Here is a 23,029-nt window from a genome sequence, read left to right on the forward strand (position 1 = left end):
CTTTTTGCCCCGAGTGGGGCAAAACTAGGAAATTTTCCCGGTTTCGCCTGGACGCTGTCTCAGGCCAACGCGACTGCTGATTTTTACAATGCCTGCCATTCGCAGGTATTCCTATCAGGAGTTTTTGATGCTGGCCTTTCTCAACCAGGTGCGCAAGCCGACCCTGGATCTGCCGCTCGAGATGCGGCGCAAAATGTGGTTCAAGCCGTTCATGCAGTCCTACCTGGTGGTCTTCATCGGCTACCTGACCATGTACCTGATCCGCAAAAACTTTAACATCGCCCAGAACGACATGATCTCCACCTACGGGCTGAGCATGACGCAGCTGGGGATGATTGGCCTCGGTTTCTCCATCACCTACGGTGTCGGCAAAACCCTGGTCTCCTATTACGCCGACGGTAAAAACACCAAGCAGTTCCTGCCGTTTATGCTGATCCTCTCCGCCATCTGTATGCTCGGCTTCAGCGCCAGCATGGGCGCGGGCTCCGTCAGCCTGTTTATGATGATCGCTTTCTACGCCCTGAGCGGTTTCTTCCAGAGTACCGGCGGGTCGTGCAGCTACTCGACGATCACCAAATGGACGCCGCGCCGCAAGCGCGGAACCTACCTCGGCATGTGGAACATCTCCCACAACCTCGGTGGGGCGGGTGCGGCAGGCGTGGCGCTGTTCGGTGCCAACTTCCTGTTCGACGGCCACGTGATCGGCATGTTTATCTTCCCGTCGATTATCGCCCTGATTGTTGGCTTCATCGGCCTGCGCTACGGCAGCGACTCCCCGGAATCCTACGGTCTGGGCAAAGCGGAAGAGCTGTTTGGCGAAGAGCTGAGCGAAGAGGATAAAGAGGCCGAAGACGAGTCGATGACCAAATGGCAGATCTTTGTTGAGTACGTGCTGAAAAACAAAGTCATCTGGCTGCTGTGCTTCTCTAACATCTTCCTGTACGTGGTGCGTATCGGTATCGACCAGTGGTCCACCGTGTATGCCTTCCAGGAGCTGAAACTCTCCAAAGAGGTGGCGATTCAGGGCTTTACGCTGTTTGAAGTCGGCGCGCTGGTGGGCACGCTGCTGTGGGGCTGGCTCTCGGATCTGGCGAACGGCCGTCGTGCGCTGGTGGCCTGCGTGGCGCTGGCGCTGATCATCGCGACGTTAGGGGTGTATCAGCACGCCAGCAACCAGTACGTCTACCTCGCGTCCCTGTTCGCCCTCGGCTTCCTGGTGTTTGGCCCGCAGCTGCTGATCGGTGTTGCCGCGGTTGGATTTGTGCCGAAAAAAGCGATCGGCGCTGCCGATGGGATTAAGGGCACCTTCGCGTATCTGATCGGTGACAGCTTCGCCAAACTGGGTCTCGGGATGATCGCCGACGGCACGCCAGTCTTCGGCCTGACCGGCTGGGCGGGCACCTTCGCCGCGCTCGACGCCGCCGCTATCGCCTGCATCTGCCTGATGGCGATGGTCGCAGTGATGGAAGAGCGCAAAATTCGCCGCGAAAAACGGATTCAGAAATTGAAAGTAGCTTGATGGATTGTGCAGGTAACTTTTTGCCCGGCTTAGCGCCGGGCTTTTTTGGTTCAGGAGTCTGGGAAATACCAACGAGCTAAGAGGTATTTAATAAATAGCAATATCTCCAAATCTTCAATAAAATTAAAAATTCAAGGAAGAACCTTATTGGCTTTAGTTTGGTCAGAGGTTTTCATTATCTCTGGGGCGAGTCTCGATGTCGTTGCGTGGCAATATCAATTCTACAGGCATGTTCATTCTTGCGAGCATGGTGTTTTCGTTTCTTTTCAACTCCGCTTTCGGATATGGCCCGGCGGTGGCATATAGCTTTTTTACATTTATTTTAACCCTGACATTCAGGAATGAAATTGTATATTTCTCAGCAATTATATTAGGGGCAGTCATAGCCTTCCTGTATTGTCCAGTTGGCTTAACCTTTGGTCCTCCAGATCTGAATGCCATGACTTCCGTGGCTTACACAGACAAAGCCGAAACCTTAGAGTTTCTCATGTCTATTTCGGTGTGGAAGTGGTTGATTGCAGTGTCAATTCTGTTCTCTGCTGCATCATGTTGTCTGCTAAGAAAAAAAACAACATTTGTACTGCCACGCATCCTTTCGCTACTGAGTATTATTTGTTTTTTCAGCATTCCTATTAAGGCTGCATATCAGGAAAGTCAATTCTCACTTCTTGATTCACATTACCCGCCGATCAGATTCGTCAGTGATGCTCGCAATGCTTACAATCAGGTCAATGCGGATAAAGCGTTTTATCAACACAACATGAAAATACCTGATGATTGGGGTGATGATATTCATGGGGGGAATTATAATACGGTGGTGATTATCATCGGGGAAAGCGTGCGGCGGGATTTTATGTCAGCATATGGTTTTCCGATAAATGACACATCATTTATGCAAGCAATACCCGGAATCATTTTTACTAACTATATTTCAAGCGGCCCTGCAACAGTATTATCTTTAACCCATTCATTGTATCGATTTAAAAATGGGAAAATAGAATATAACAACAGTATTGTCAGATTGCTCAGTAAACGCGGTTATCACACTAACTGGATTTCCAACCAGGGGATATATGGTGGCGCTGACAGCCCTGTCTCGCTTGCAGGAAAGCAGGCGGATGAGTTCCATTTTGTGAAGAATGGTTCTTCGAACAAGTTTCTTTACAGCCCGGATGAGAAGATGCTCCCTCTGGTGTCAGAAGCGCTAAACCGTAAAGGGAAAAAAGCGATATTTATACACTTGATGGGTTCACATCCAATGGCCTGTGTTCGTACCTCTGGCCAGTACGATACGTTCTTCCGGTCGAAAGAAGAATCCTGCTACGTCCAGAGCATCAAGAATACCGACGCGTTGCTCAGCCACGTTTATGGGATGCTCGGCCAAAATTCTCAGAGTTGGGCAATGATGTACTTTGCCGATCATGGGCTTAGGGTTGTGGATAAAGGGACAAACGAGGAGCGTCAGCAGCACTCGGACAGGTATCAAAATGATTATGATGTCCCGCTTTTCGTGACAACTTCAGGCAGTAAACAGAGTGAGAAAATCACCGCGCCGCGCTCAGGTTTCGATCTGATCCCCCTTATTACTCAGTTGGTGGGTATCAATGAGACTTCTACTGATGTTCAGTGCAATTTGTACTCGGAAGAGGTTTGTCGCAAAGAGCGTCTTGTTTTGAAGAAAGACGGAACACGCGTTCCCTATAACGCACTGCCCAGAGAAGAAGCACTGTATTAGCGGGCTCTTTTGCGACTGAGTTTCTCGCGTTGTCCGCTGTCAGCCCCACGCGTTTCCCGATATCATGAGCGGCTTACATTAAGGAGAGCGCATGGTCTGGATAATGCTGGCCACCCTGGTTGTGGTGTTTGTTGTCGGGTTTCGCATTCTGACGTCCGATTCGCGCCGCGCTATCAAGCGACTGAGCGAACGCTTAGGGATTACGCCGGTGCCGCTGGAGTCGATGATTGACCAGTTTGGCAAAACCGCAGGCAATGAGTTTATCCGCTATCTGGAGCGACCGGACGAGGCTCATCTGCAAAACGCCGCGCAGGTGCTGTTGATCTGGCAGGTCTGCATCGTCGATGGCAGCGAAGAGAACCTGCACGCCTGGCACCGGATTTTGCGCAAAGCGCGCCTGGCAGCGCCCATCACCGACGCGCAAATCCGCCTGACGCTGGGCTTTATGCGCGAGATGGAGCCGGACCCGCAGGAGTTCAACGCCTTCCAGCTGCGCTATAACCAGCTCTTCCTGCCGGAAGGGGGCGTGTTCTTCCTGCACTAATTCACCACATTGCGGCTTTCTGCCGGGCGGCGCTGCGCTTGCACCGGGCTACAAGTCCTGTAGGCCCGGTAAGCGCAGCGCCACCGGGCACAAAAACCCACAAAAGTTGTCAAAACGTTAAATCCGTCACAGTTATGATGATAAACTGCGCGACTTTCCCGCACGTTTTTATCCTCAGGTGACGCCATGACAGAACAGATCCACTCCACGCCCACGACTCACACCAGTGAGGTGCTGCGACCAAACTGGTCGGCGGTTTTCGCCGTGGCGTTTTGCGTCGCCTGCCTGATTACCGTGGAATTTCTGCCGGTGAGCCTGCTGACGCCGATGGCCCAGGACCTCGGGATTTCCGAAGGCGTGGCGGGCCAGTCCGTCACCGTCACGGCGTTTGTCGCCATGTTCTCCAGCCTGTTCATCACCCAGGTCATCGGAACCATCGACCGCCGCAAGGTGGTGATCCTGTTCGCGGTGCTGCTTACCCTCTCCTGCGTGCTGGTCTCGTTTGCCGATAACTTTACTCTGTTGCTGCTGGGCCGCGCCTGTCTGGGCCTGGGGCTGGGCGGGTTCTGGGCGATGTCGGCCTCGCTCACCATGCGCCTGGTGCCTGCGCGCAAAGTGCCGAAAGCGCTCTCGGTGATTTTCGGTGCGGTGTCGATTGCGCTGGTGATCGCCGCCCCGCTGGGCAGTTTTTTGGGCGGGATTATCGGCTGGCGTAACGTCTTCAACGGCGCAGCGATCATGGGCATTCTGTGCATTTTCTGGGTGTGGAAAGCGCTGCCGTCCTTGCCTGGCGAAGCGGCGCATCACAAACAGAATATGTTCAGCCTGCTGAAACGCCCCGGTGTGATGGCGGGGATGACCGCCATCTTTATGGCGTTTGCGGGTCAGTTTGCCTTCTTCACCTACATTCGCCCGGTATTTATGACCATGGCCGGGTTTGACGTCGATGGCCTGACGCTGGTGCTGCTGAGCTTCGGTATTGCGAGTTTTGTCGGCACGTCGCTCTCTGCACAGTTCCTGAAACGCTCGCTCAAGATTGCTCTTGCGGGGGCGCCTCTAGTGCTGGCGGTCAGCGCCGTGGTGCTGATTTTGTGGGGCAGCGATAAGTGGGTGGCGTCGGCGATTGCGATTATCTGGGGCTTTGCGTTTGCGCTGGTCCCGGTAGGCTGGTCAACGTGGATCACCCGCTCTCTGGCCGATCAGGCGGAAAAAGCGGGTTCCATTCAGGTGGCGGTGATTCAGCTGGCGAACACCTGCGGGGCGGCGATCGGCGGCTACGCGCTGGATAATCTGGGGCTGCTGTCGCCGCTGGTCTTATCCGGCACGCTGATGCTGCTGACCGCGCTGCTGGTGGCAGGGAAAGTAAAGGCTCAGTGAGCCTGAACGCGTCTGCGTGAATCCATCGAAATCAGCACCACCGACGACACAATCAGTAGCGTCCCCAGCCAGTCCGGCAGGGTAAAGGCCACACCCAGCAGCAGCACCGATAGCAGGGCGCTGCTCAACGGTTCGGCGCAGCTCAGGATGCTCGCCTTCGGTCCACCAATCATCTGCGCGCCCTTCAGATACAAACTGAAGGTCAGCGCCGTGCCGATCACCACCAGATAGAAGAAGGCCAGCAGCAGGCTGCCGTCGATCACGAAGGTGGTGCCGCGCCCGGCGTAGAACGGCGTCAGCATCAGTCCTGCAATCAACATACTCCAGCCGACAATCGGCAGCGTGCCGTAGCGGGCGATCAGCGTCGACGGATAGGTGGTGTAAAACGCGGCGGCGAAGGCCGAGGCGATACCAAAGAAGAGCGCTTCCGGAGAGATGGATAGCGACGTCGGATCGCCGTGGGTCACCAGTAAAAACGTGCCGATAAGCGACGTCAAAATCGCCGCGAGGACAAAAATCCCGGGCCGTTTTTTTCGCGCCAGCGCGAACCAGGCCACGATAATGGTCGGGGAGAGAAACTGCAGGACCGTCGCGGTGGCGGCGTTGGATTTTTCAATCGTCAGCAGGAAGGTGAGCTGCACCGTGAGCGCGCCAACCAGTGAGAAAACCAGCAGGCTGATGGCGTCTTTGCGATGCCTGATGACCGAGAAAATCTTGTCGCCGTGGACGAAAGAGAGCGTCAGTAAAATCACGCCGGTAAACAGCAGACGAATCATGGTCAGATAAGGCGAGGAAATCTGACTCTTCTCCATGATGTACTGCGCGCAAACCCCTGAACTGCCCCATAACACGGCGGCGATCAAGACATTCAGCATCCCTCTTTTTGTGGAACCCATGTTCTCCCCTGCATGCTCGTTTTTTTTCTAGCATATCATGGGAGCATTGCCCGGCGGCGCTGCGCTTGCACGGGCCTACGAAAATAGTAGGCCGGGTAAGCGCAGCGCCACCCGGCAAATGACAGCACGGTTTTAGAACCACGCCTCCCACATCGCCCCAACGTTAAAGTCGTCGAACGTCTGGTCGTCGGTGCCGTTCACGCGCGCAGTGCGTTCGTTATCCACCTTGCCGCCGGTCACGTAGAAGCGCAGCATCGGACGGAATTCCGGGCCCATGGCGATGGACATGTTCTGCGACAGGGTCAGCTTCCAGCCTTTGTTATCGCCGCCGTTGTCATAGTCAACATGCTGCCAGCCCGCTTCCAGCCAGGTCGAATGAACGTCGTTCCACCAGTGCATCGGGCGCACAATCGCGTTGTAGTTTTTGCGGTTGTCGGTGCTGTCGCGGCTGTTGTCATAGTCGTGGAAGGCGAGGATGTACTCCACCTGGGTCTGCTGGGTGAACTTATGCAGCCCTTCGAAGCTGGCGTAAACCGTGGTCAGGTCTTCGGTTTTGTTGAACACGCTGTTGTCTGAGTTATCCGAGTAGCGGGCGATCACTTTGTTCACGCCGCTGTCGTTGGTGTGGCTCAGGACCACGCCGCCCTGCCAGGCTTTCAGGCGATCGTCGCTCTCGATGGCTTTCGAATCGAAGCCGTAGTTGGCATAGATTTCCAGATCCAGCGGGCCGACTTTCATGCCGTGGATTTTAGAGGTCGCCGCGTAGTTGCCCTTATCGCCGGTGCCGGAGCCGCCGGTACAGGAGATGCGCGACGGGTTAGAACCGTCGTTTTCCACTTCCGGGTTACAGGACTCCACCGCCGCGACGGTCGCCACATCAAACTGCACGCCGCCGATGTCGAAGTTTTTCACCCCGGCACCCTGGCCGTCGTGGTTCATCCAGAAGTAGTCGTTGATGCCCTGCTGCGGACGCTGGTGGAAGTCACGCCCGGCCCAGAAATAGGCGTTCGGGTTAGAGGCCACAATGTTGGTCACCCCGGCGTAGGCCTTTTTCAGGTTAACTTCGTCGCCCCAGTGGTCGATCATCACGTTGATATCCCAGATCGCGCCGTTGTCGCCCTTGAAGGCTTTGGAGAGCTGGAACTCGCCGCCGTTGCCTTCGTTACCCAGACGACCAATCGCCGAGCCGCCGTTGTAGGAACCGTCGACCGCGACATATTTCTGATCGCCCGCCTGGAAGTGCGCGCCGTAGCGGGCATAGCCGGTAAATTTAACGCCAAACGGAATCGCCAGATCCGGGGACTGCGCGGCGCTTTGCGGCTCGGTCACCACGTCCACTTTTTTCGCCACCGCGGCGTCCATTTTTGCCTGGCGATCGGCCAGGGCTTTATCCACCGCTTTAGCCACAATGGCGTCAATTTGCTCCTGCGTAAAATCTTGTGCGAGGACAGAAATTGGGCAAAGCGCGGCGATAACCGCCATTGTTAATGGAAGTTTTTTAATAATATTCATTGTCATCTCTATTAATTTACATTTTATTCAGACAATAACCAGCCCGTTCCGATTTGACAGAATATGTCGCTATCATCAGAAGAAGTTGATTTATATTTTTAGTGGTACAGAGGGTCTAATTTAACGTAACGGTATCTCCCTTTATTATCTCTGGTAGAGATGAATAATCTCTTCGGACAATTCACGGGCTAACAGTGAATTCATTAAATGATCCTGGGCGTGCACCATAATTAAGGTCATCGGCTGGCGGGCTTCGCCCGCGTCCTGTTCGATGAGTTTGGTCTGCATATGGTGCGCCTGGCGCGCGTAGCCATCGGCTTCGCGCAGCAGGCTTTTGGCTTCGTCGAGGTTGCCCTGCCGGGCCGCGTGCAGGGCTTCAAAGCACAGGCTACGCGACTGACCGGCGTTGACGATAATTTCCATTACGGCGTCTTCTAATGCAATCATCATTCATTACTCTTTATCAAAGCTGTTATTTAACGAGGTGGCGGCGAACCACTCCCCGCTTTTCTTAATGGTGCGTTGCTGCGTGGTTAAATCCAGCTGGATAAATCCGTAGCGGTTTTTATACGCATTACACCATGACCAGTTATCAATAAATGTCCACATATGGTAGCCAAGGCAATTTGCGCCTTCGCTAATTCCTTTGTGGACCCATTTGAGGTGCTCGGAAATAAAGTCGATACGGTACTGATCGTTAATTTGGCCGTTTTCAATAAAACGCTGCTCGTTTTCGACGCCCATGCCGTTTTCAGAAATAAAACAGCGCGGGTTGCCGTAATTTTCGCGCAGATTAACCAGAATATCGTAAATACCCGGCTCGTAGATTTCCCACCCGCGGTACGGGTTCATTTTGCGCCCTGGCATCTCGTAATTATCAAAGAACCACTCCGGCATAAACGGCGCCTGAGGATTCACCGCGCTGTCGCGACACTTCACGCGGCGCGGCTGATAGTAGTTGATGCCGAGCAGGTCGATAGTCCCTTCGGCAATCAACGCGCTGTCTTCGGGCTGACAGGCAGGCAGCTGATCGTAGGCTTTCAGGAGTGCCACCAGATCCGCCGGATACTCACCGCGAAGAACCGGGTCGAGGAAGCTGCGGTTGAACATCAGATCCGCATAATGCGCGGCTTTCCGATCCTGTGGACTTTGCGAGCGCGGATAGGACGGTGTCAGGTTCAGCACGATGCCGATCTCCCCCGCGTGATGCCCGGCGCGGAAGGCGCGCACCGCCTGAGCATGGGCCAGCACCGTGTGATACGCCACGGTCGCCGCACGGCGGAAATCCACCACGTTCGGATAGTGGAAGTCGTACAGATACCCGCCTTCCACCGGAACGATCGGCTCGTTAAAGGTAAACCAGTGCAGGACGCGATCGCCGAACAGCTCAAAGCAGATCTGCGCGTAGCGGGCGTAGGCCGCCACCACGTCACGGTTTTCCCAGCCGCCGATCTCCTGCATCGCCATCGGCATGTCGAAGTGGAACAGGGTGATGAACGGCGTGATGCCCTGCTCGAGCAGTTCGTCGAAGACCTGATTGTAGAACTCCACCGCCTGCGGATTCACTTCACCGACACCGTCGGGGATCAGGCGCGCCCAGCTAATCGAGGTGCGAAAGCTGTTGTGGTTCAGCTGCTTAAGCAGCTGAATGTCCGCTTTCCAGTTCTGATAAAAGGTCGAGGTATCCTGCGGCCCCACACCCTGATGGAAACGGTTTGGCTGATGGGCGAACCAGTGATCCCAGGTGGTCACTCCTTTGCCGCCGCCCAGGCTTTCCCCTTCGGTTTGCAGCGCCGAGCTGGCGCTGCCCCACCAAAAGTGTTCGGGAAATGAATACTTCATCATGCGTCCTCTTTGACTTAATTAACGTGCTGTTTCAGCGTTACCGACGGTCGCCTGGGCTTTTTGCTCTTCGGTTTTCATCAAAGAGCGCTCGTAGGCGCGCAGGAACGGGAGATACATCAGGGCAGACATCACCATACAAATCACGCACATCACCACCGGGCTGAACGCCCAGTTGGCCGCCCACGACGCGCCAATCGGGGCCGGCGTGGTCCACGGCGTCAGGGAAACCACCTGCGCCAGCCAGCCGAGTTTGGTCGCGGCGTACGCCAGGCAGGCGTTGACCAGCGGCACGAACACAAACGGGATAAACAGCATCGGGTTCATGATAATTGGCGCGCCGAACAGAATCGGTTCGTTGATGTTAAAGAAGCTCGGCACCACGCCCATTTTGCCGATGGTGCGCAGATGCGCCACGCGACTGCGCAGCAGCAGGAAAGCCAGGGGTAAGGTCGAGCCAACGCCGCCGATCAGCAGGTAGTGATCCCAGAAGCCCTGCAGATAGACGTGCGGAAGCGCCGCGCCCGCCGCGAGAGCCGCCTGGTTTGCCGACAGGTTCGCCATCCAGAACGGGTTCATGATGCCGGTGACAATCAGCGAGCCGTGGATGCCCGCGAACCAGAAGATCTGGCACAGCAGCACGGAGAGCAGAATCGCAGGCAGGGAATCCGAGGCGGAGACCAGCGGTTCCAGCAGATGCATAATCGCCTGCGGAATGATCATTCCGGTTTGCGCTTCGATAAACAGGTTCAGCGGATGCAGCGTACCGATCACCACCATCACCGGAATCAGGATCTCAAAGGAGCGCGCCACGCCGGTTGGGACTTCCTTCGGCAGGCGAATGGTGACTTTGTTCTCTTTCAGCCACGCGTAAACGCGGGTGGAGTAGATAGCGGTGATCAGCGCGGTGAAAATCCCCTGGCCGGAGAGATACTGCGTGGAGATTTTGCCGTCAGCGTAAGGTGCTGCCACCAACAGGAACGCCATAAACGCCAGCAGGCCGGACATCACCGGATCGAGATTGAACTGGCGGCCGAGGCTCGCGCCGATACCCACCGAGATAAAGAAGGTCATCACGCCCATGCTGAGGTTAAACGGCAGCATCAGTTGTTCGCGGTAGGTCTGGGAGAAATCGAGCCAGCCGCGGGCAAAACTGTTGGTGGTATCCGCCGAGAACGGCGGGAAGATGAACACCAGCATAAACGAGCCGATGATCATAAACGGCAGCGCCGCGGTAAAACCGTCACGGATCGCAATCACGTACTTTTGCTGTCCGAGCTTTGCCGCCAGCGGGGTAATGGACTGCTCAATAACGGCAACCATTGATTGATATAACGAACTCATGAGAACACCTTCTTAGTGTGCCGCGTCGATGAGCGACAGAGCATAGTCCAGTACCTTATCACCACGCTGCATTCCGTAATCCATCATGTCGATGGCCTGTACCGGAATGCCCTGCGTGGCAGCCTTGTCTGCCAGTGTCTTTAACATGTATTTCACCTGCGGTCCGAGAAGCACGACCTGGTACTGCGGAAACTGCGTATCAAATTCGGAAACACCGTACGCATCTATCGTCACCGGCACACCGCGTTCTTCTGCCACTTCAACCATTTTCCTCACCAGCAGGCTGGTGGACATCCCGGCAGAGCAGCACAGCATAATCTTGAACATCGACAACCATCCTCAAAGTGTAAAAAGTTATTGCGGAGGTGATTGGATATCATATGGAAACCGGTTTCCATTTATAAAAGACAGAAGTGTGACACCCATCAAGATCCAGTAGTTACGCGGCTTATTATCACGATGTGGGTCACGAAATTTGGCGATTTGGACATCAAATGGAGCGGAAACGGAAAATCGGTTTCCATGGAAAAGGGAAAACGGATATACTGCGGATTGGCTATAATGTGAGCCGAAGCGGTAATGGGAATTACAGGGCTGCGTGGGTCCTGTCAGGGGAATATGATGTCTACAATCAACGATGTATCACGTCTGGCCGGGGTGTCCAAAGCCACGGTATCACGGGTGTTGAGCGGGTCGCGCGGCGTGAAGGAAGCCAGCCGTGAGGCCGTACTGAAGGCGGTGGATGAGCTGAACTACCGGCCCAACGTCATTGCGCAGTCGCTGCTGAGCCAGTCCACCGGCTGTATCGGCGTCATTTGCGCGCAGGATAATATCAACCAGACCACCGGGTATTTGTACGCGCTGGAAAAACAGCTCAGCCAGCATCAAAAACACCTGCTGCTGCGTTTCGCCAACACCAAAAGCAAAGTGCTTAACGCGCTCGATGAACTCTCCTGCGGCCTGTGCGACGACATCCTGATTATCGGGGCGCGTTTCCCGCTGCATATCGATCAGGAGAACGTCATCCTGGTGGACTGCATGGAGTCCGATAACACCAACAGCATCCAGTTTGACCACGCCTTTGCCGCCGAAACCGCCTGTAACTATCTCACCAGCCAGGGCCGTCGGCAGATTGCTTTGATCCAGCCGCAGGGCAGCGGATTCGCCGATCAGGTGCTGCTTGGCTACAAACACGCGCTGGAGAAAAACTTCCTGCCGTTTAACCGCAATCTGGTGTTTATGGACGCCACCTCGTCCTCCGTGGCATTGCAGGAGCTGCTGAATAACGCGACCACGTTGAATTTCAACGCGTTGCTGGTGGCGGATGAGCAGGAAGCGCAGCGCGTGATCCCGCAGCTGCAGGCGTTTAACAAATCGGTGCCGGAAGACATCATGGTCTTTAGTCTCGCCGGTTCGCTGCATCTTCCGGGGATCCCGACCATTCCGGCCATCGAATATTCCATGGATGCGATGGCGGCGCGGATTGTGGCGTGGCTGAATGAAAAAACGCAGATGCTCGGGTCTTACGTCCTGCGCGGGGATCTGATTATCCCGGATATGCGCAAACGCTAATCAAACAAGCGTGAAGCCCGCTTCACGCTTAGTAATCCTCCATGCAGTCCACTTTGCCGACCGCTTCCCAGTAGTTGTCCAGGTTGTCGCGCTCCATCGCCAGCACGGCGTTTTTCACCAGCAGTTTGTTGGCCTCGGATGACATGATCATCGCCTGCCACTCCTTGTCCGTCTGTTTGCCCTGAGGCGAGCACACTTTCTTGATATCTTTCATCACGGCCTGCCTGATTTTTTCCGTTTTAACCGGATCTTCCGTCTCCTTTGCGTGGACGAAGGCGGCGAAAAGCAAACAGATAATCAGACAAAACAGGTGAGCAGCTTTCATAGAAACCCCCGGAAAAAAACGCGCATGGTCTTCTGAAATATATCGTTACATTCATCAAAGCGATTCAAGCCGAAAGTATGATTCTGGACAGACGCAGGTATGAGACGTTTTAAGCGTAGCTGGAGTTTTTACCGGGCATCAGCGCCCGGCAAAAAGATTTATGGCATGCCGCCGCCGAGGGATTGCCACAGCGTGACGCGGTTGGTGAAGTCGGTCTGTTGCAGGGCGATCAACGATTCCTGTGCCGACCACAGCGACCGCTGCGCGGTCAGCACCGTCAGATAATCTCCCGCGCCGGCCTGATAGCTGCGCGTCGCCACCGCCAGCGTTTTCTGCTCGGCGGCAACATACTCCCGCTGGGCATCGAGCTGTTCGCTCAGGGTTTCCCGCCGCGCCAGGGCATCGGCCACGTCCTTGAACGCGCTCTGAATGGTTTTCTCGTAGGTGGCGATCAGCCCCTTTTTCTCCGCTTCGGCATAGCGCAGCTGCGCCAGATTGTTGCCCCCGCTGAACAGCGGCAGGGTGATCGACGGGGCAAACGACCACACTTTCAGCCCATGACTGAACAGGGACGACAGGGAGTCGCTCCCGACTCCGGCGCTGGCGGTCAGGGAAATGCTCGGGAAGAAATTGGCGCGCGCTGCGCCGATACTGGCATTGGCGCTCAGCAGATTGTGCTCGGCCTCCTGGATATCCGGACGACGCAGCAGCGCACTGGAACTCACCCCCGCCGGGATCAGGGTGATGGCGTTGTCGCTCAGGCTCTCTAGCGTGCCGGGCAGGAGGTTGTCCGGCACCGTACCGCCCGCCAGCAGATTCAGGGCGTTTTTGTCCTGCATGACTAACGTCTGATAACTCGCCACGCTGGCGCGGGCCTGCTGATACACCGCCATCGCGGCGCTGACATCCGTCGCCGCTGCCACGCCCACTTCCTGCTGGCGTTTGACGATTTTCAGCGAGTTCGCGGCGCTCTCCATGGTCGATTTTGCCAGCGCCAGATTGCTGTTATCCGCCGCCAGCGTCAGCCATGCGGTGGTCAGCTCGCCGATCATCGTCAGGCGCGTATTCTGGGCGGTGAATTCGCTGGCAAGCCAGGTTTCGCGCGCGGCGCGGGACAGGCTCTGATTGCGGCCAAACAGATCCAGCTCAAAGCTCGACACCGCGCCGTTGGCCTCGTCGCTGGTGGTCACCCCGCTCGCCAGCGTGCGGCTGCGGGTGTGGCTCAGTTCAGCATCCACCGTTGGGAACAGGGACGAGCGGGTTTCGCCATACAGAGCGCGGGCGGCGTCGATATCGGCAATCGCTTTTTGCACGTCGCGGTTGCTGGTGAGCGCCATCGTCACCACCCCTTTCAGCCGGGCATCGTTCATCACATTTTGCCACTGGCTCACGACCGCGCCGGCCTCGCCGTGGCTGCCCGGCAGCGTCGCCGGGACGGGGGAATCGGGGCGCTGGTAGCTGGGGTCCAGCGACACACAGCCTGCGCTCATCAGGGCTAACACCAAAACAGATACACGAAACATGATTACCTCCGGTTTGCGTGCTGACCGGAGAACAACCGCTTCACCAGTACAAAGAATAAGGGGACAAAGAAAATCGCCAGCAGCGTGGCCGCCAGGGTGCCGCCGATGATGCCGGTGCCGATCGCCACGCGGCTGTTGGCGCCTGCCCCGGTGGCGACCGCCAGCGGCGTCACTCCGGCGATAAAGGCCAGCGAGGTCATGATGATCGGGCGCAGACGGGTCTGGGCGGCGCGCAGGGCGGCCCGCGTCAGGGAGTAGCCTTCAGCCACTTTGGCCTCGGCAAACTCAACGATCAGAATGGCGTTTTTCGACGACAGGCCGATGGTGGTCAGGAGCGCCACCTGGAAATAGACGTCATTGTTCAGACCGTGCATTGTCGCCGCCAGCGCCGCGCCGAGCACGCCGAGCGGGATCACCATGATCACCGAAATTGGCACCGACCAGCTCTCGTACAGCGCCGCCAGGCACAGGAACACCACCAGAATCGACAGGGCGTACAGGCTCATCGCCTGGCCGCTGGCCAGTTTTTCCTGCAGCGACAGGCCGCTCCATGCCCAGGTGGTGCCAGCCGGGAGTTTGTTCGCCAGCTGTTCCATGGTGGTCATCGCGCTGCCCGAGCTGGAGCCGCTGGCGTTCTCGCCCTGAATCTCATACGCCGCCGAACCGTTGTAGCGCACCAGGCTTTCCGGGCCGTATTCCCAGCGGGTGGTGGCGAAGGCGGAGAACGGCGTCATGCTGTCGTCGCTCCCGCGCACAAACCATTTGTTGAGATCCGACGGCGCGGCGCGGTAATCGCTATCGCCCTGGATGTAGACCTTTTTGACGCGGCCGCGATCGATAAAGTCGTTCACGTAGGTTCCGCCCCAGGCGCTGGAGAGGGTGCTGGTGACGTCGCTCAGGGCGAGGCCCAGAGAGACGGCTTTGTTGTTGTCGATATCGACCTGCAGCTGCGGCATCTGCGGCAGATCGTTGGCGCGCACCGCCTGCAGGGAAGCATCTTTATTCGCCTCGCCAATCAGCTGGTTACGCATCGCCAGCAGGGTATCGCGGTCCGTACTGCCGGTCGCCATCAGCTCGAAGGTAAAGCCGTTGCTCTGGCCGAGGCCGTCGACGGACGGCGGGGTCATGGCGAACACGGTGGCATCGCGAATGCCGCCCAGCTCCTGGCTGGCGCGCAGGGCGATCGCCTGGGCAGTATTTTCGCTCCCCTTACGCTCGGACCAGTTTTTCAGCGACACAAACGCCATCCCGGCGTTCTGGCCACTGCCGCTGAAGCTGAATCCTTCGACGGTGAAGATGACGTTGGTGTTGTCTTTCTCTTTGCTGAGGAACCAGTCGGTGACCTGACGGCTCACCTCGGCGGTGCGCACGGCGGTGGCACCGGCGGGCAGGGTGTACTGCACCATGATTTCGCCCTGATCTTCCGTCGGCAGGAAGCTGCCCGGTAGTTTCCACATGGTCAGGGCCATCGCGCCGCACAGCACCGCGAAAATCGCCATCATGCTGCCGGAGCGGCGTAACACCCGCAGGACTTTGTGCTGATAGCCCTTTTCCGTTTTGCTGTAAAAGCGGTTAAAGGCGCCAAAAAAGCCTTTCTTGTGCGGCGGTGTGTGGGTGAGAACCGTCCCGCAAAGGGCCGGAGTGAGGGTCAGGGCGACGACGACCGAGAGGATCATCGCCGAGATGATGGTCACGGAGAACTGGCGGTAAATCACCCCCGTCGAGCCGCCGAAAAACGCCATCGGCAGAAACACTGCCGAGAGCACCAGGGCAATCGCCACCAGCGCGCCGGAGATTTCACCCATCGATTTTTCGGTCGCTTCGCGGGCGGGCAAGCCCTCGTCGCGCATGATGCGCTCGACGTTTTCCACCACCACGATAGCGTCATCGACCAGCAGACCGATGGCCAGCACCATCGCGAACAGCGTCAGGGTGTTGATGGAATAGCCGAACAGGGCCAGCACGCCAAAGGTGCCGAGCAGCACCACCGGCACCGCCAGGGCGGGGATCAGCGTGGCGCGGACGTTTTGCAGGAACAGATACATCACCACCACCACCAGGATGATGGCTTCGAACAGAGTCTGAATCACATCCTCGACGGAGATTTTGATGAACTCGGTGCTGTCTTTCGGGTAGGCCACGTCATAGCCTTCCGGCATCGCGCGTTTGAACTCGGCGATTTTCTCTTTCACCGCGGTAGCGGTGCTCAGGGCGTTAGCCCCAGGCGAAAGCATCACCGCCACACCTGCCGCCGGATGGCCGTTCAGTTTGGCTGTCGCCGTGTAATCTTCGCTGCCCATCTCAACGCGGGCGACGTCGCCGATGCGCACCACCGAGCCGTTCGACTGACTCTTGATGATGATATTTTTAAACTGGTCGACGGTTTGCAGGCGCGACTGGGCGCGGACGGTGGCCGTCAACTGCTGCGCATTCGACGACGGCAGCGCACCGATTTTCCCGGCGGAGACCTGCACGTTCTGCGCTTCAATCGCGCTCTGCACGTCGGACGGCATCAGCGCGTACGAAGCCAGCTTCGCCGGATCGAGCCAGATGCGCATAGCGTACTCCGCGCCGAACACCTGCAAACTGCCCACGCCTTCCACGCGCGCCAGCGGGTCCTGAACGTTACTCACCAGCCAGTCGGCGATGTCCGAGCTGCTGGCTTTGTCGGTTTTGTCGTACACGCCCATGATCAGCAGGAAGTTGCTCTGGGATTTCACCACCGTAATGCCCGACTGCTGCACCTCGCTCGGCAGGCGCGATTCGGCCTGCTGCACTTTGTTCTGCACCTGGACCTGGGCGGTATCCGGATCGGTGCCCTGTTCGAAGGTGACGTTGATGCTCACGGAGCCGTCGGAGCTGCTGGTGGAGGTGAAATAGAGCAGGTTATCCAGGCCGGTCAGCTGCTGTTCGATCACCTGAGTGACGCTGTTTTCCAGCGTCTGGGCGGACGCGCCCGTATAGGTGGCGGAGATTTTGACCGACGGCGGTGCCACGTCCGGGTACTGCGCCACCGGCAGGGTGCGGATCGCCAGCATCCCGGCGAGCATAATCAGAATGGCGATCACCCACGCAAACACCGGGCGACGCACGAAGAAACGGGAAAACATCAGGCGTTTCCTCCGTCGGTTTTGACCGCTTCGGCTTTCACTTCCTGGCCGGTGGTCACTTTCCCGGAGCCCTCGACGATCAGCTTATCGCCCGCGTTCAGCCCGCTCAGCACCAGCCATTTGTCGCCGTAGGTGTCGCCGGTTTGCAGCGTGCGCTGCTCAACTTTGTTGCTGGCGTTCACCACCAGCGCGGTGGCGTTGCCTTTGGCGTCGCGGGTGATGCCCTGCTGCGGCGCCAGAATCGCGTCGTCCATGATGCCCTCATCCACTTTGGCGCGAACGAACATGCCGGGCAGGAGCTGCTGTTTTGGATTAGGGAATACTGCGCGCAGGGTCACGGAGCCGGTAGATTCATCCACGGCGACTTCCGTCAGCGCCAGTCGGCCCTTTTCACTGTAGGTACTCCCGTCTTCGAGGATCAGCGACACGCTCAGGGTATCGCTGTTGGTGGACAGGGTTTGCCTGCGTAATCGCAGCAGATCGGCGCTGGAACGGGTGAGATCAACGTACATGGTGTCCAGCCCGCGAATGGTCGCCAGCGCCGTATCCTGCTGGGCGGTGACCAGCGCACCCGGCGTGACGGACGAAATCCCGATGCGGCCGCTAATCGGCGCGGTGACAGTGGTCCAGTTCAGGCTGATACGCGCGCTCTCCAGGGCGGCTTTTTTGGATTCGACGCTGGCTTTGTCCTGCGCACAGGTGGCCTGCGCATCTTCCGCATCCTGACGCGACACCCCGTCGTCCTTCACCAGCTGGGCATAGCGTTGGGCCTTCTGGCAGTCGGCCTGCACCAGCGACTGGGCCTGTTTCAGCGCGGCGGCGGCTTCGTCGTAGCTGGCCTTAAAGCTGGCCGGATCGATCTGATACAGCGCCTGTCCGGCTTTGACCGTATCGCCTTCATTGAACAGCCGTTTTTGAATGATGCCGCCGACCTGCGGACGCACTTCCGCGCTCAGCGCAGCGCTGGTGCGCCCGGTTAACTCACTGACCACCGGAACGGGCTGGCTCATGAGCGTGACGATCCCCACTTCCGGGAGTGGGCCTTCTGGCGCGGATATTTGTGCATTATCGCAACCGGTCAGGAGAAATAATGCCGCGATGGAGGTTGTTCTGATTTTCATACTTTTTCCAGGGTGAACGATGCCTGTCCCGTTAATCGCTTAACGAGATGAAATTTATTTAAGGCAAAGGCATGCCGCATCTCCGCGACTCGCGGAAATGAAAAAACGGGAAAGCGTTATTTCCCGATGTTTAATTCAGATTTAATTAATTCACAATGAGAAGCATATTGAGTATTTCCCGATAAATTTTCTCTAATTCAGATGCAGAGACTTTTTGTGGGGTTAACCGACGATAGATGGAGCCTTCCATCATCACGGCGGTAATTTCTACGCAGCAGCGGATGCGCTCTTCGCTCAGGTGCGGGCACTGTTTTTTCAGGTGCTCGCAGGCGTTGGCGAACATGCGCGCATCGGCTTCGACCAGCATCGCCGCCACCAGCGGATTGCGGGTCGCTTCGGCGGACATCTCCAGCATCAGCGCATCGTCGTCTTCGCTTAGCGTCTGGCGCCAGGCGAGGATCTGCGGCATGCGGTCGGTCTGGGTTTTGTCTTCCATCTCCGCGATGCGGTAGTCGATGATGCGGCGGATCATCTCTTCGATGATGGCATCTTTGTTGCTGAAATAACGGTAGATCTGCCCGACGCTGAGCTTCGCCTCGCTGGCGATCTGCGACATGCTGGCCCCGTGAAATCCGCTGGCGCGAAAGCAGCGCCGCGCCGCGGTGATGATCTCGTCCTGCCGCTGTTTCTGCCGTTCTTCTAGCTTTGTGCTCATCGTTTTCCCGCCGCGCTGAGAGTGAGAATGATCGTTCTCATTTTTGGTTATTATACGTTTCAGGAAGGTATTGGAAAGCGCTTTTTTTATTTACATATTGAAAGGATATTTCCACAACGAAATAAAGGAGAGAATAAGGAGTTTTTATGAAGATAAAGCTGTGAGAGAGTCAAATTGCGCTGAAAATAAGGAGAGCACGGCTCTTTTCCAATAGGGAAGGCGCTGTGTTTAGCGGGCCTACTATAAGTTGCGAGGCGCTTTCCGAATTTGCATCGTGATGCTTGTCACTCTGCCCCCCGATGGCTCATTCTTTGGCCTGGTCAATAAACCCGCAGAGGTGGCAATGGAACGCACAGTAAAAATCTTCAAAAAGGGCCGTCGTCAGGCCGTCAGACTACCGGCTGATTTTGAATTTGATACGGATAGTGTCTATATCCGCAGGGATGAGTATGGGAATGTGGTGCTGTCTGTGAAGAATCATCGTGAGTACCACAGAGATATCTTTTTAAACCTGTTAAAGCTAACGGATGTCCCGGAATCATTCCTGAGTAAAGAGGAGCGCAATCAAGGGTTCGCAGACAGAGATCCTTTTGAAGGAATGTAGAAATGCGGCATATGCTTGATACAAACATTGTGAGCTATATCGTCAGAAAGCATCCAGATGTGCTTAATAAATATTCCTATACCGCGCTCGAAGATATTTGTATTTCGAGCGTCACTGAAGCGGAACTGCTTTACGGCGTGGCCAAAAAGCAAAGCAGTTCATTAACCGCAAAAATACTGGAGTTTCTGAATACGGTCACCGTATGTGACTGGGATCGTGAAGCCGCGGAAAGCTATGGCACGCTGCGCGCATCAATGGAAAAAGAGGGAAAAGTCATGGGGGCGCTTGATCAACTGCTTGCAGCCCACGCGGTGAGTCGCGGTGCCACTTTTGTCACCAACGATCGCGCCTTCGGCATGGTTCAGGGATTGAACGTAGAAGACTGGACCACGTCTCTGTAACACCTGACGCCCGGTGGCGCTGCGCTTACCGGGCCTACAAAGTCGTCCGTACACATATAACTTTTCCTTCTGGTTGATTCTTTTTCGGTTTTTAGCGTACCGCTTCGTTGTCGATATAGTCGTTTAAACGTTTATCAAAAGGATCTGTCTCGTGAAACTCTCTTTACCTCGATTTGGTGCATTAGTTCTAACGGGTCTGCTGCTGGCGGGCTGTGACCAGGGTGGCAGCGATGCCAAACACATTAAAGTCGGCGTGATTAACGGCGCCGAGCAGGACGTGGCGGAAGTCGCCAAAAAAGTGGCGAAAGAGAAGTACGGCCTTGATGTCGAACTGGTTGGTTTTAGCGGCTCGCTGCTGCCCAACGATGCGACCAATCACGGTGAACTGGATGCGAACGTGTTCCAGCATCGCCCGTTCCTCGCCGAAGACAACAAAGCGCACGGCTATAAATTAGTGGCCGTCGCCAATACCTTTGTCTTCCCGATGGCCGGTTATTCCCGCAAGGTCAAAGCCGTATCGGAGCTGAAGGATGGCGCGACCATTGCCATACCTAACGATCCGACTAACCTCGGGCGCGCGCTGTTGCTGCTGCAAAAAGAGAAGCTGATTACGCTGAAACCGGACGTCGGCCTGCTACCAACGGCGCTCGACATCACCGCCAACCCGAAAAAACTGAACATCATGGAGCTGGAAGGCGCGCAGCTGCCGCGCGTACTGGACGACCCAAAAGTGGATGTGGCGATCATCAGCACCACCTACCTGCAACAAACCGGGCTGTCGCCGGTGCATGATGGCGTGTTTATCGAGGACAAAAACTCACCCTACGTGAATATCGTGGTAACGCGCGAAGACAACAAAGACGCTGAAAACGTGAAGGAATTTATTCAGTCGTACCAGTCGCCGGAAGTGGCGAAAGCGGCGGAAAAAATCTTTAACGGCGGGGCGGTGCCGGGCTGGTGACAGGGTGATGGGCAGGCGGGATATATCTCGCCTGCCGTCGGTATTATTAAGTGAAACCCTAATGAATATTAAGATGATTGATATAAACGTCTTAAAATAGCTAATATTCAACGTCAATCACATATTCAACAAAAATATCCTGCCTATCTTAAATTCTATTTACTCGAAACAAGACTCACCTTATAGTTTTGAAATATTTTGTAATACGATATCTCAGGGACAAAATGAACAGGGTGTTCCGGCTTTTTAACGTTATTCCTCGCGTCAGTTATCGCTTTGTTATTCTTATTATTAGTATTTTTTCTTTCGCCCTTCAGGCAGCCCCGCTTTCTCCTGCAGACCGCGACACAATCCAACAGCAGCAACAGCAGCTGCTATTACAAAACCAACAGCAACGTGAAGAATTAGAACGCTCGATCCCCCTGCCAAAACCCACGGCACCAGCGCCTGTCGCAACAGGAACCGGGCCCTGTTTTCGCATCCAGAATATCACCCTGACGGGGGCGACGCTGATCTCTCCTAAAGCTCAGCAGAAGCTGCTGACCCCCTGGGAAAATCAGTGTCTGGATATGGCGAAAATCACTGAATTAACAGCACAAATTTCTGACTGGTATATCAGCCGAGGATATATCACCAGCCGCGCTTTTCTGACCGAACAGGATCTCTCTGGTGGTCAGCTCAATATTGCGGTGCTGGAAGGAAAGCTTGCAGATATTCGCCTTGAAGGCGAAACACCCTTAATGCTCAAAATGGCGTTTCCAGGTCTTAAGGGGCGCGTACTTAATTTGCGGGACATCGAACAAGGGATGGAGCAAATTAACCGTTTGCGTACCACGCCCGTGCAAATCGAAATTATTCCGGCGTCAGAGCCGGGATATTCAGTGGTTAATCTTACTGCGCAACCCGAATTTCCGTTAAGTGCGACCATCAGTCTGGATAATAGCGGGCAAAAGAGTACCGGTGAGGATCAGCTCAATGGCGGTCTGACCGGGAATAATCTCCTCGGGCTGGCCGATAAGTGGCTTGTGAGCGGCGGGCGCAGCAGCGATTTTGCCACTGCGTACGACGCGCAAAGTTTCCAGGCGGGCGTGAGCGTGCCATTCGGCTATGGCCTGCTGGACTACAGCTATGCGTGGAGTAACTACCGGACCACACTCGATAACATGGGCTACCAGTGGGTCTCGACGGGCGACACCAAAACGCACCGCCTCAATGGCTCCTGGGTGGTGTATCGCAACGGCGACGTCAAAACCGGCCTGACGCTGGGCGCGGTACAGCGCTCGAGCCGTAACTGGCTCAACGATGCGCCGCTGCAAAGCAGCACCCGCAACCTCTCCAGCCTGATTGTCGGTATCACCCATACGCAAAAAATGGCGGGTGGCGTGGCGACCTTCAACCCCACCTACAGCCACGGGATGCCGTGGTTCAACGCCGAGACGGACGAAGACAAATCGGGCGATATGCCGCGCGCAGAATTCCGTAAATGGAGCCTCAACGCCAGTTTTCAGCGTCCGCTGACCAGCAATCTCTGGTGGCTAACCAGCGCCTACGGCCAGTGGTCACCCGATCGGTTATACGGCTCCGAGCGCCTGACCCTGGGCGGCGAAAGCTCGGTGCGCGGTTTCAAAGAGCAGTATTTGTCCGGCGATAACGGCGGGTATCTGCGCAACGAACTCGGTTACACGCTGTTTACCCTCCCGGTAATTGGCCAGGTCAGCGCCACGGCGGCGTTCGACGGCGGCTGGCTGGAAAAAGACCGTGAAGATCGCTACGCGTCCGGCACCCTGTGGGGCGCCTCCATTGGCCTCAGCAGCGCCGGGCGCTGGTACAGCAGCCAGGTTTCCGTGGGGACGCCGGTGCACTATCCCGACTGGCTCGGCCCGGACCACATCAGCGTCAACTGGCGCATTGCTTTCGTGCTTTAAGAG

General features: G+C 56.3%; 20 protein-coding genes. 9 read left to right on the forward strand and 11 right to left on the reverse strand.

Annotation, left to right across the window (positions count from 1 at the left end; genetic code table 11):
* Positions 1 to 127 precede the first annotated feature (127 nt).
* The 4 genes from uhpT (at position 128) to nepI (ending at position 5,175) form a co-directional block, all read left to right on the forward strand.
* The gene (gene uhpT / locus U9O48_RS00375; RefSeq protein ID WP_285151046.1) at positions 128 to 1,519 is read left to right on the forward strand and encodes a hexose-6-phosphate:phosphate antiporter; all 1,392 of its coding nucleotides are present in this window, start codon (positions 128 to 130) and stop codon (positions 1,517 to 1,519) included.
* 196 nt (positions 1,520 to 1,715) lie between these two features.
* A complete protein-coding gene (locus U9O48_RS00380; protein ID WP_285151044.1) occupies positions 1,716 to 3,254 on the forward strand; it encodes a phosphoethanolamine transferase in 1,539 nt (512 codons plus the stop codon).
* A gap of 91 nt (positions 3,255 to 3,345) precedes the next feature.
* Complete coding sequence (locus tag U9O48_RS00385) at positions 3,346 to 3,798, forward strand: DUF1198 domain-containing protein (RefSeq protein ID WP_103950148.1); 453 nt, start codon at positions 3,346 to 3,348, stop codon at positions 3,796 to 3,798.
* Between the two features lie 186 nt (positions 3,799 to 3,984).
* Complete coding sequence (nepI, locus tag U9O48_RS00390; RefSeq protein WP_282492106.1) at positions 3,985 to 5,175, forward strand: purine ribonucleoside efflux pump NepI; 1,191 nt, start codon at positions 3,985 to 3,987, stop codon at positions 5,173 to 5,175.
* Here nepI and U9O48_RS00395 read toward each other — a convergent pair.
* The 6 genes from U9O48_RS00395 to U9O48_RS00420 all read right to left on the reverse strand — a co-directional run bounded on the left by U9O48_RS00395 (position 5,169) and on the right by U9O48_RS00420 (position 11,096).
* Entirely contained in the window at positions 5,169 to 6,071 is a 903-nt protein-coding gene (locus U9O48_RS00395; RefSeq protein WP_282492105.1) for an EamA family transporter, read from the reverse strand. The genes nepI and U9O48_RS00395 overlap by 7 nt on opposite strands.
* Before the next feature lie 132 nt (positions 6,072 to 6,203).
* Positions 6,204 to 7,583 (reverse strand): carbohydrate porin, encoded by a 1,380-nt coding sequence (locus U9O48_RS00400; RefSeq protein WP_285151043.1) that lies wholly within the window; start codon positions 7,581 to 7,583, stop codon positions 6,204 to 6,206.
* Positions 7,584 to 7,727: 144 nt separating this feature from the next.
* A complete protein-coding gene (locus U9O48_RS00405; protein WP_142503674.1) occupies positions 7,728 to 8,030 on the reverse strand; it encodes a PTS lactose/cellobiose transporter subunit IIA in 303 nt (100 codons plus the stop codon).
* Positions 8,031 to 8,036: 6 nt separating this feature from the next.
* The gene (locus tag U9O48_RS00410) at positions 8,037 to 9,425 is read right to left on the reverse strand and encodes a glycoside hydrolase family 1 protein (RefSeq protein WP_285151087.1); all 1,389 of its coding nucleotides are present in this window, start codon (positions 9,423 to 9,425) and stop codon (positions 8,037 to 8,039) included.
* A 21-nt stretch (positions 9,426 to 9,446) separates the two neighbouring features.
* A complete protein-coding gene (locus U9O48_RS00415; RefSeq protein ID WP_282492104.1) occupies positions 9,447 to 10,769 on the reverse strand; it encodes a PTS sugar transporter subunit IIC in 1,323 nt (440 codons plus the stop codon).
* Positions 10,770 to 10,781: 12 nt separating this feature from the next.
* Positions 10,782 to 11,096 carry a PTS sugar transporter subunit IIB gene (locus U9O48_RS00420; RefSeq protein ID WP_282492103.1) on the reverse strand — a complete coding sequence of 105 codons (315 nt, stop codon included), beginning with the start codon at positions 11,094 to 11,096 and terminating at the stop codon, positions 10,782 to 10,784.
* 294 nt (positions 11,097 to 11,390) lie between these two features.
* Between U9O48_RS00420 and U9O48_RS00425 the strand changes: the two genes are divergently transcribed.
* Positions 11,391 to 12,341 (forward strand): LacI family DNA-binding transcriptional regulator, encoded by a 951-nt coding sequence (locus tag U9O48_RS00425; protein WP_324723276.1) that lies wholly within the window; start codon positions 11,391 to 11,393, stop codon positions 12,339 to 12,341.
* Between the two features lie 28 nt (positions 12,342 to 12,369).
* Here U9O48_RS00425 and U9O48_RS00430 read toward each other — a convergent pair whose 3' ends face one another.
* From U9O48_RS00430 to U9O48_RS00450, 5 genes are all read right to left on the reverse strand, one after another.
* On the reverse strand, positions 12,370 to 12,666 hold the full coding sequence (locus tag U9O48_RS00430) for a YicS family protein (protein WP_282492102.1): 297 nt from the start codon (positions 12,664 to 12,666) through the stop codon (positions 12,370 to 12,372).
* Positions 12,667 to 12,824: 158 nt separating this feature from the next.
* Complete coding sequence (locus tag U9O48_RS00435) at positions 12,825 to 14,189, reverse strand: efflux transporter outer membrane subunit (protein ID WP_285146254.1); 1,365 nt, start codon at positions 14,187 to 14,189, stop codon at positions 12,825 to 12,827.
* 2 nt (positions 14,190 to 14,191) lie between these two features.
* Positions 14,192 to 17,299: an efflux RND transporter permease subunit gene (locus tag U9O48_RS00440; protein ID WP_324723278.1), complete on the reverse strand. Its 3,108-nt coding sequence runs from the start codon at positions 17,297 to 17,299 to the stop codon at positions 14,192 to 14,194.
* Positions 17,299 to 18,420 carry an efflux RND transporter periplasmic adaptor subunit gene (locus U9O48_RS00445; RefSeq protein ID WP_324723280.1) on the reverse strand — a complete coding sequence of 374 codons (1,122 nt, stop codon included), beginning with the start codon at positions 18,418 to 18,420 and terminating at the stop codon, positions 17,299 to 17,301. The genes U9O48_RS00440 and U9O48_RS00445 overlap by 1 nt, the downstream gene beginning before the upstream one ends.
* 145 nt (positions 18,421 to 18,565) lie before the next feature.
* The gene (locus U9O48_RS00450; protein ID WP_282492098.1) at positions 18,566 to 19,135 is read right to left on the reverse strand and encodes a TetR/AcrR family transcriptional regulator; all 570 of its coding nucleotides are present in this window, start codon (positions 19,133 to 19,135) and stop codon (positions 18,566 to 18,568) included.
* A 274-nt stretch (positions 19,136 to 19,409) separates the two neighbouring features.
* Here U9O48_RS00450 and U9O48_RS00455 point away from each other — a divergent pair, with 274 nt between their 5' ends.
* The 4 genes from U9O48_RS00455 (at position 19,410) to U9O48_RS00470 (ending at position 23,026) form a co-directional block, all read left to right on the forward strand.
* Positions 19,410 to 19,739, forward strand: coding sequence for an antitoxin (locus U9O48_RS00455; protein ID WP_324723281.1), 330 nt, complete (start codon positions 19,410 to 19,412; stop codon positions 19,737 to 19,739).
* A 2-nt stretch (positions 19,740 to 19,741) separates the two neighbouring features.
* Positions 19,742 to 20,140, forward strand: a complete 399-nt coding sequence (locus U9O48_RS00460; protein ID WP_282492097.1) for a type II toxin-antitoxin system VapC family toxin — start codon at positions 19,742 to 19,744, stop codon at positions 20,138 to 20,140.
* A gap of 151 nt (positions 20,141 to 20,291) precedes the next feature.
* Positions 20,292 to 21,101 carry a lipoprotein NlpA gene (nlpA, locus tag U9O48_RS00465; protein ID WP_103950242.1) on the forward strand — a complete coding sequence of 270 codons (810 nt, stop codon included), beginning with the start codon at positions 20,292 to 20,294 and terminating at the stop codon, positions 21,099 to 21,101.
* Between the two features lie 224 nt (positions 21,102 to 21,325).
* Entirely contained in the window at positions 21,326 to 23,026 is a 1,701-nt protein-coding gene (locus U9O48_RS00470; protein ID WP_324723282.1) for a ShlB/FhaC/HecB family hemolysin secretion/activation protein, read from the forward strand.
* Positions 23,027 to 23,029: the final 3 nt, after the last annotated feature.

It is taken from the genome of Lelliottia sp. JS-SCA-14, from assembly GCF_035593345.1.
In the GTDB taxonomy this organism is placed as follows: domain Bacteria; phylum Pseudomonadota; class Gammaproteobacteria; order Enterobacterales; family Enterobacteriaceae; genus Enterobacter; species Enterobacter wanjuensis.

Coding starts and splice junctions, on each gene's coding strand:
- uhpT (WP_285151046.1), top strand. CDS start 128: ATGCTGGCCTTTCTCAACCAGGTGCGCAAGCCGACCCTGGATCTGCCG.
- U9O48_RS00420 (WP_282492103.1), bottom strand. CDS start 11,096: ATGTTCAAGATTATGCTGTGCTGCTCTGCCGGGATGTCCACCAGCCTG.
- U9O48_RS00400 (WP_285151043.1), bottom strand. CDS start 7,583: ATGAATATTATTAAAAAACTTCCATTAACAATGGCGGTTATCGCCGCG.
- U9O48_RS00410 (WP_285151087.1), bottom strand. CDS start 9,425: ATGAAGTATTCATTTCCCGAACACTTTTGGTGGGGCAGCGCCAGCTCG.
- nepI (WP_282492106.1), top strand. CDS start 3,985: ATGACAGAACAGATCCACTCCACGCCCACGACTCACACCAGTGAGGTG.
- U9O48_RS00425 (WP_324723276.1), top strand. CDS start 11,391: ATGTCTACAATCAACGATGTATCACGTCTGGCCGGGGTGTCCAAAGCC.
- U9O48_RS00430 (WP_282492102.1), bottom strand. CDS start 12,666: ATGAAAGCTGCTCACCTGTTTTGTCTGATTATCTGTTTGCTTTTCGCC.
- U9O48_RS00450 (WP_282492098.1), bottom strand. CDS start 19,135: ATGAGCACAAAGCTAGAAGAACGGCAGAAACAGCGGCAGGACGAGATC.
- U9O48_RS00445 (WP_324723280.1), bottom strand. CDS start 18,420: ATGAAAATCAGAACAACCTCCATCGCGGCATTATTTCTCCTGACCGGT.
- U9O48_RS00415 (WP_282492104.1), bottom strand. CDS start 10,769: ATGAGTTCGTTATATCAATCAATGGTTGCCGTTATTGAGCAGTCCATT.
- U9O48_RS00385 (WP_103950148.1), top strand. CDS start 3,346: ATGGTCTGGATAATGCTGGCCACCCTGGTTGTGGTGTTTGTTGTCGGG.
- U9O48_RS00470 (WP_324723282.1), top strand. CDS start 21,326: ATGAACAGGGTGTTCCGGCTTTTTAACGTTATTCCTCGCGTCAGTTAT.
- U9O48_RS00460 (WP_282492097.1), top strand. CDS start 19,742: ATGCGGCATATGCTTGATACAAACATTGTGAGCTATATCGTCAGAAAG.
- U9O48_RS00380 (WP_285151044.1), top strand. CDS start 1,716: ATGTCGTTGCGTGGCAATATCAATTCTACAGGCATGTTCATTCTTGCG.
- U9O48_RS00395 (WP_282492105.1), bottom strand. CDS start 6,071: ATGGGTTCCACAAAAAGAGGGATGCTGAATGTCTTGATCGCCGCCGTG.
- U9O48_RS00440 (WP_324723278.1), bottom strand. CDS start 17,299: ATGTTTTCCCGTTTCTTCGTGCGTCGCCCGGTGTTTGCGTGGGTGATC.
- U9O48_RS00435 (WP_285146254.1), bottom strand. CDS start 14,189: ATGTTTCGTGTATCTGTTTTGGTGTTAGCCCTGATGAGCGCAGGCTGT.
- U9O48_RS00405 (WP_142503674.1), bottom strand. CDS start 8,030: ATGATTGCATTAGAAGACGCCGTAATGGAAATTATCGTCAACGCCGGT.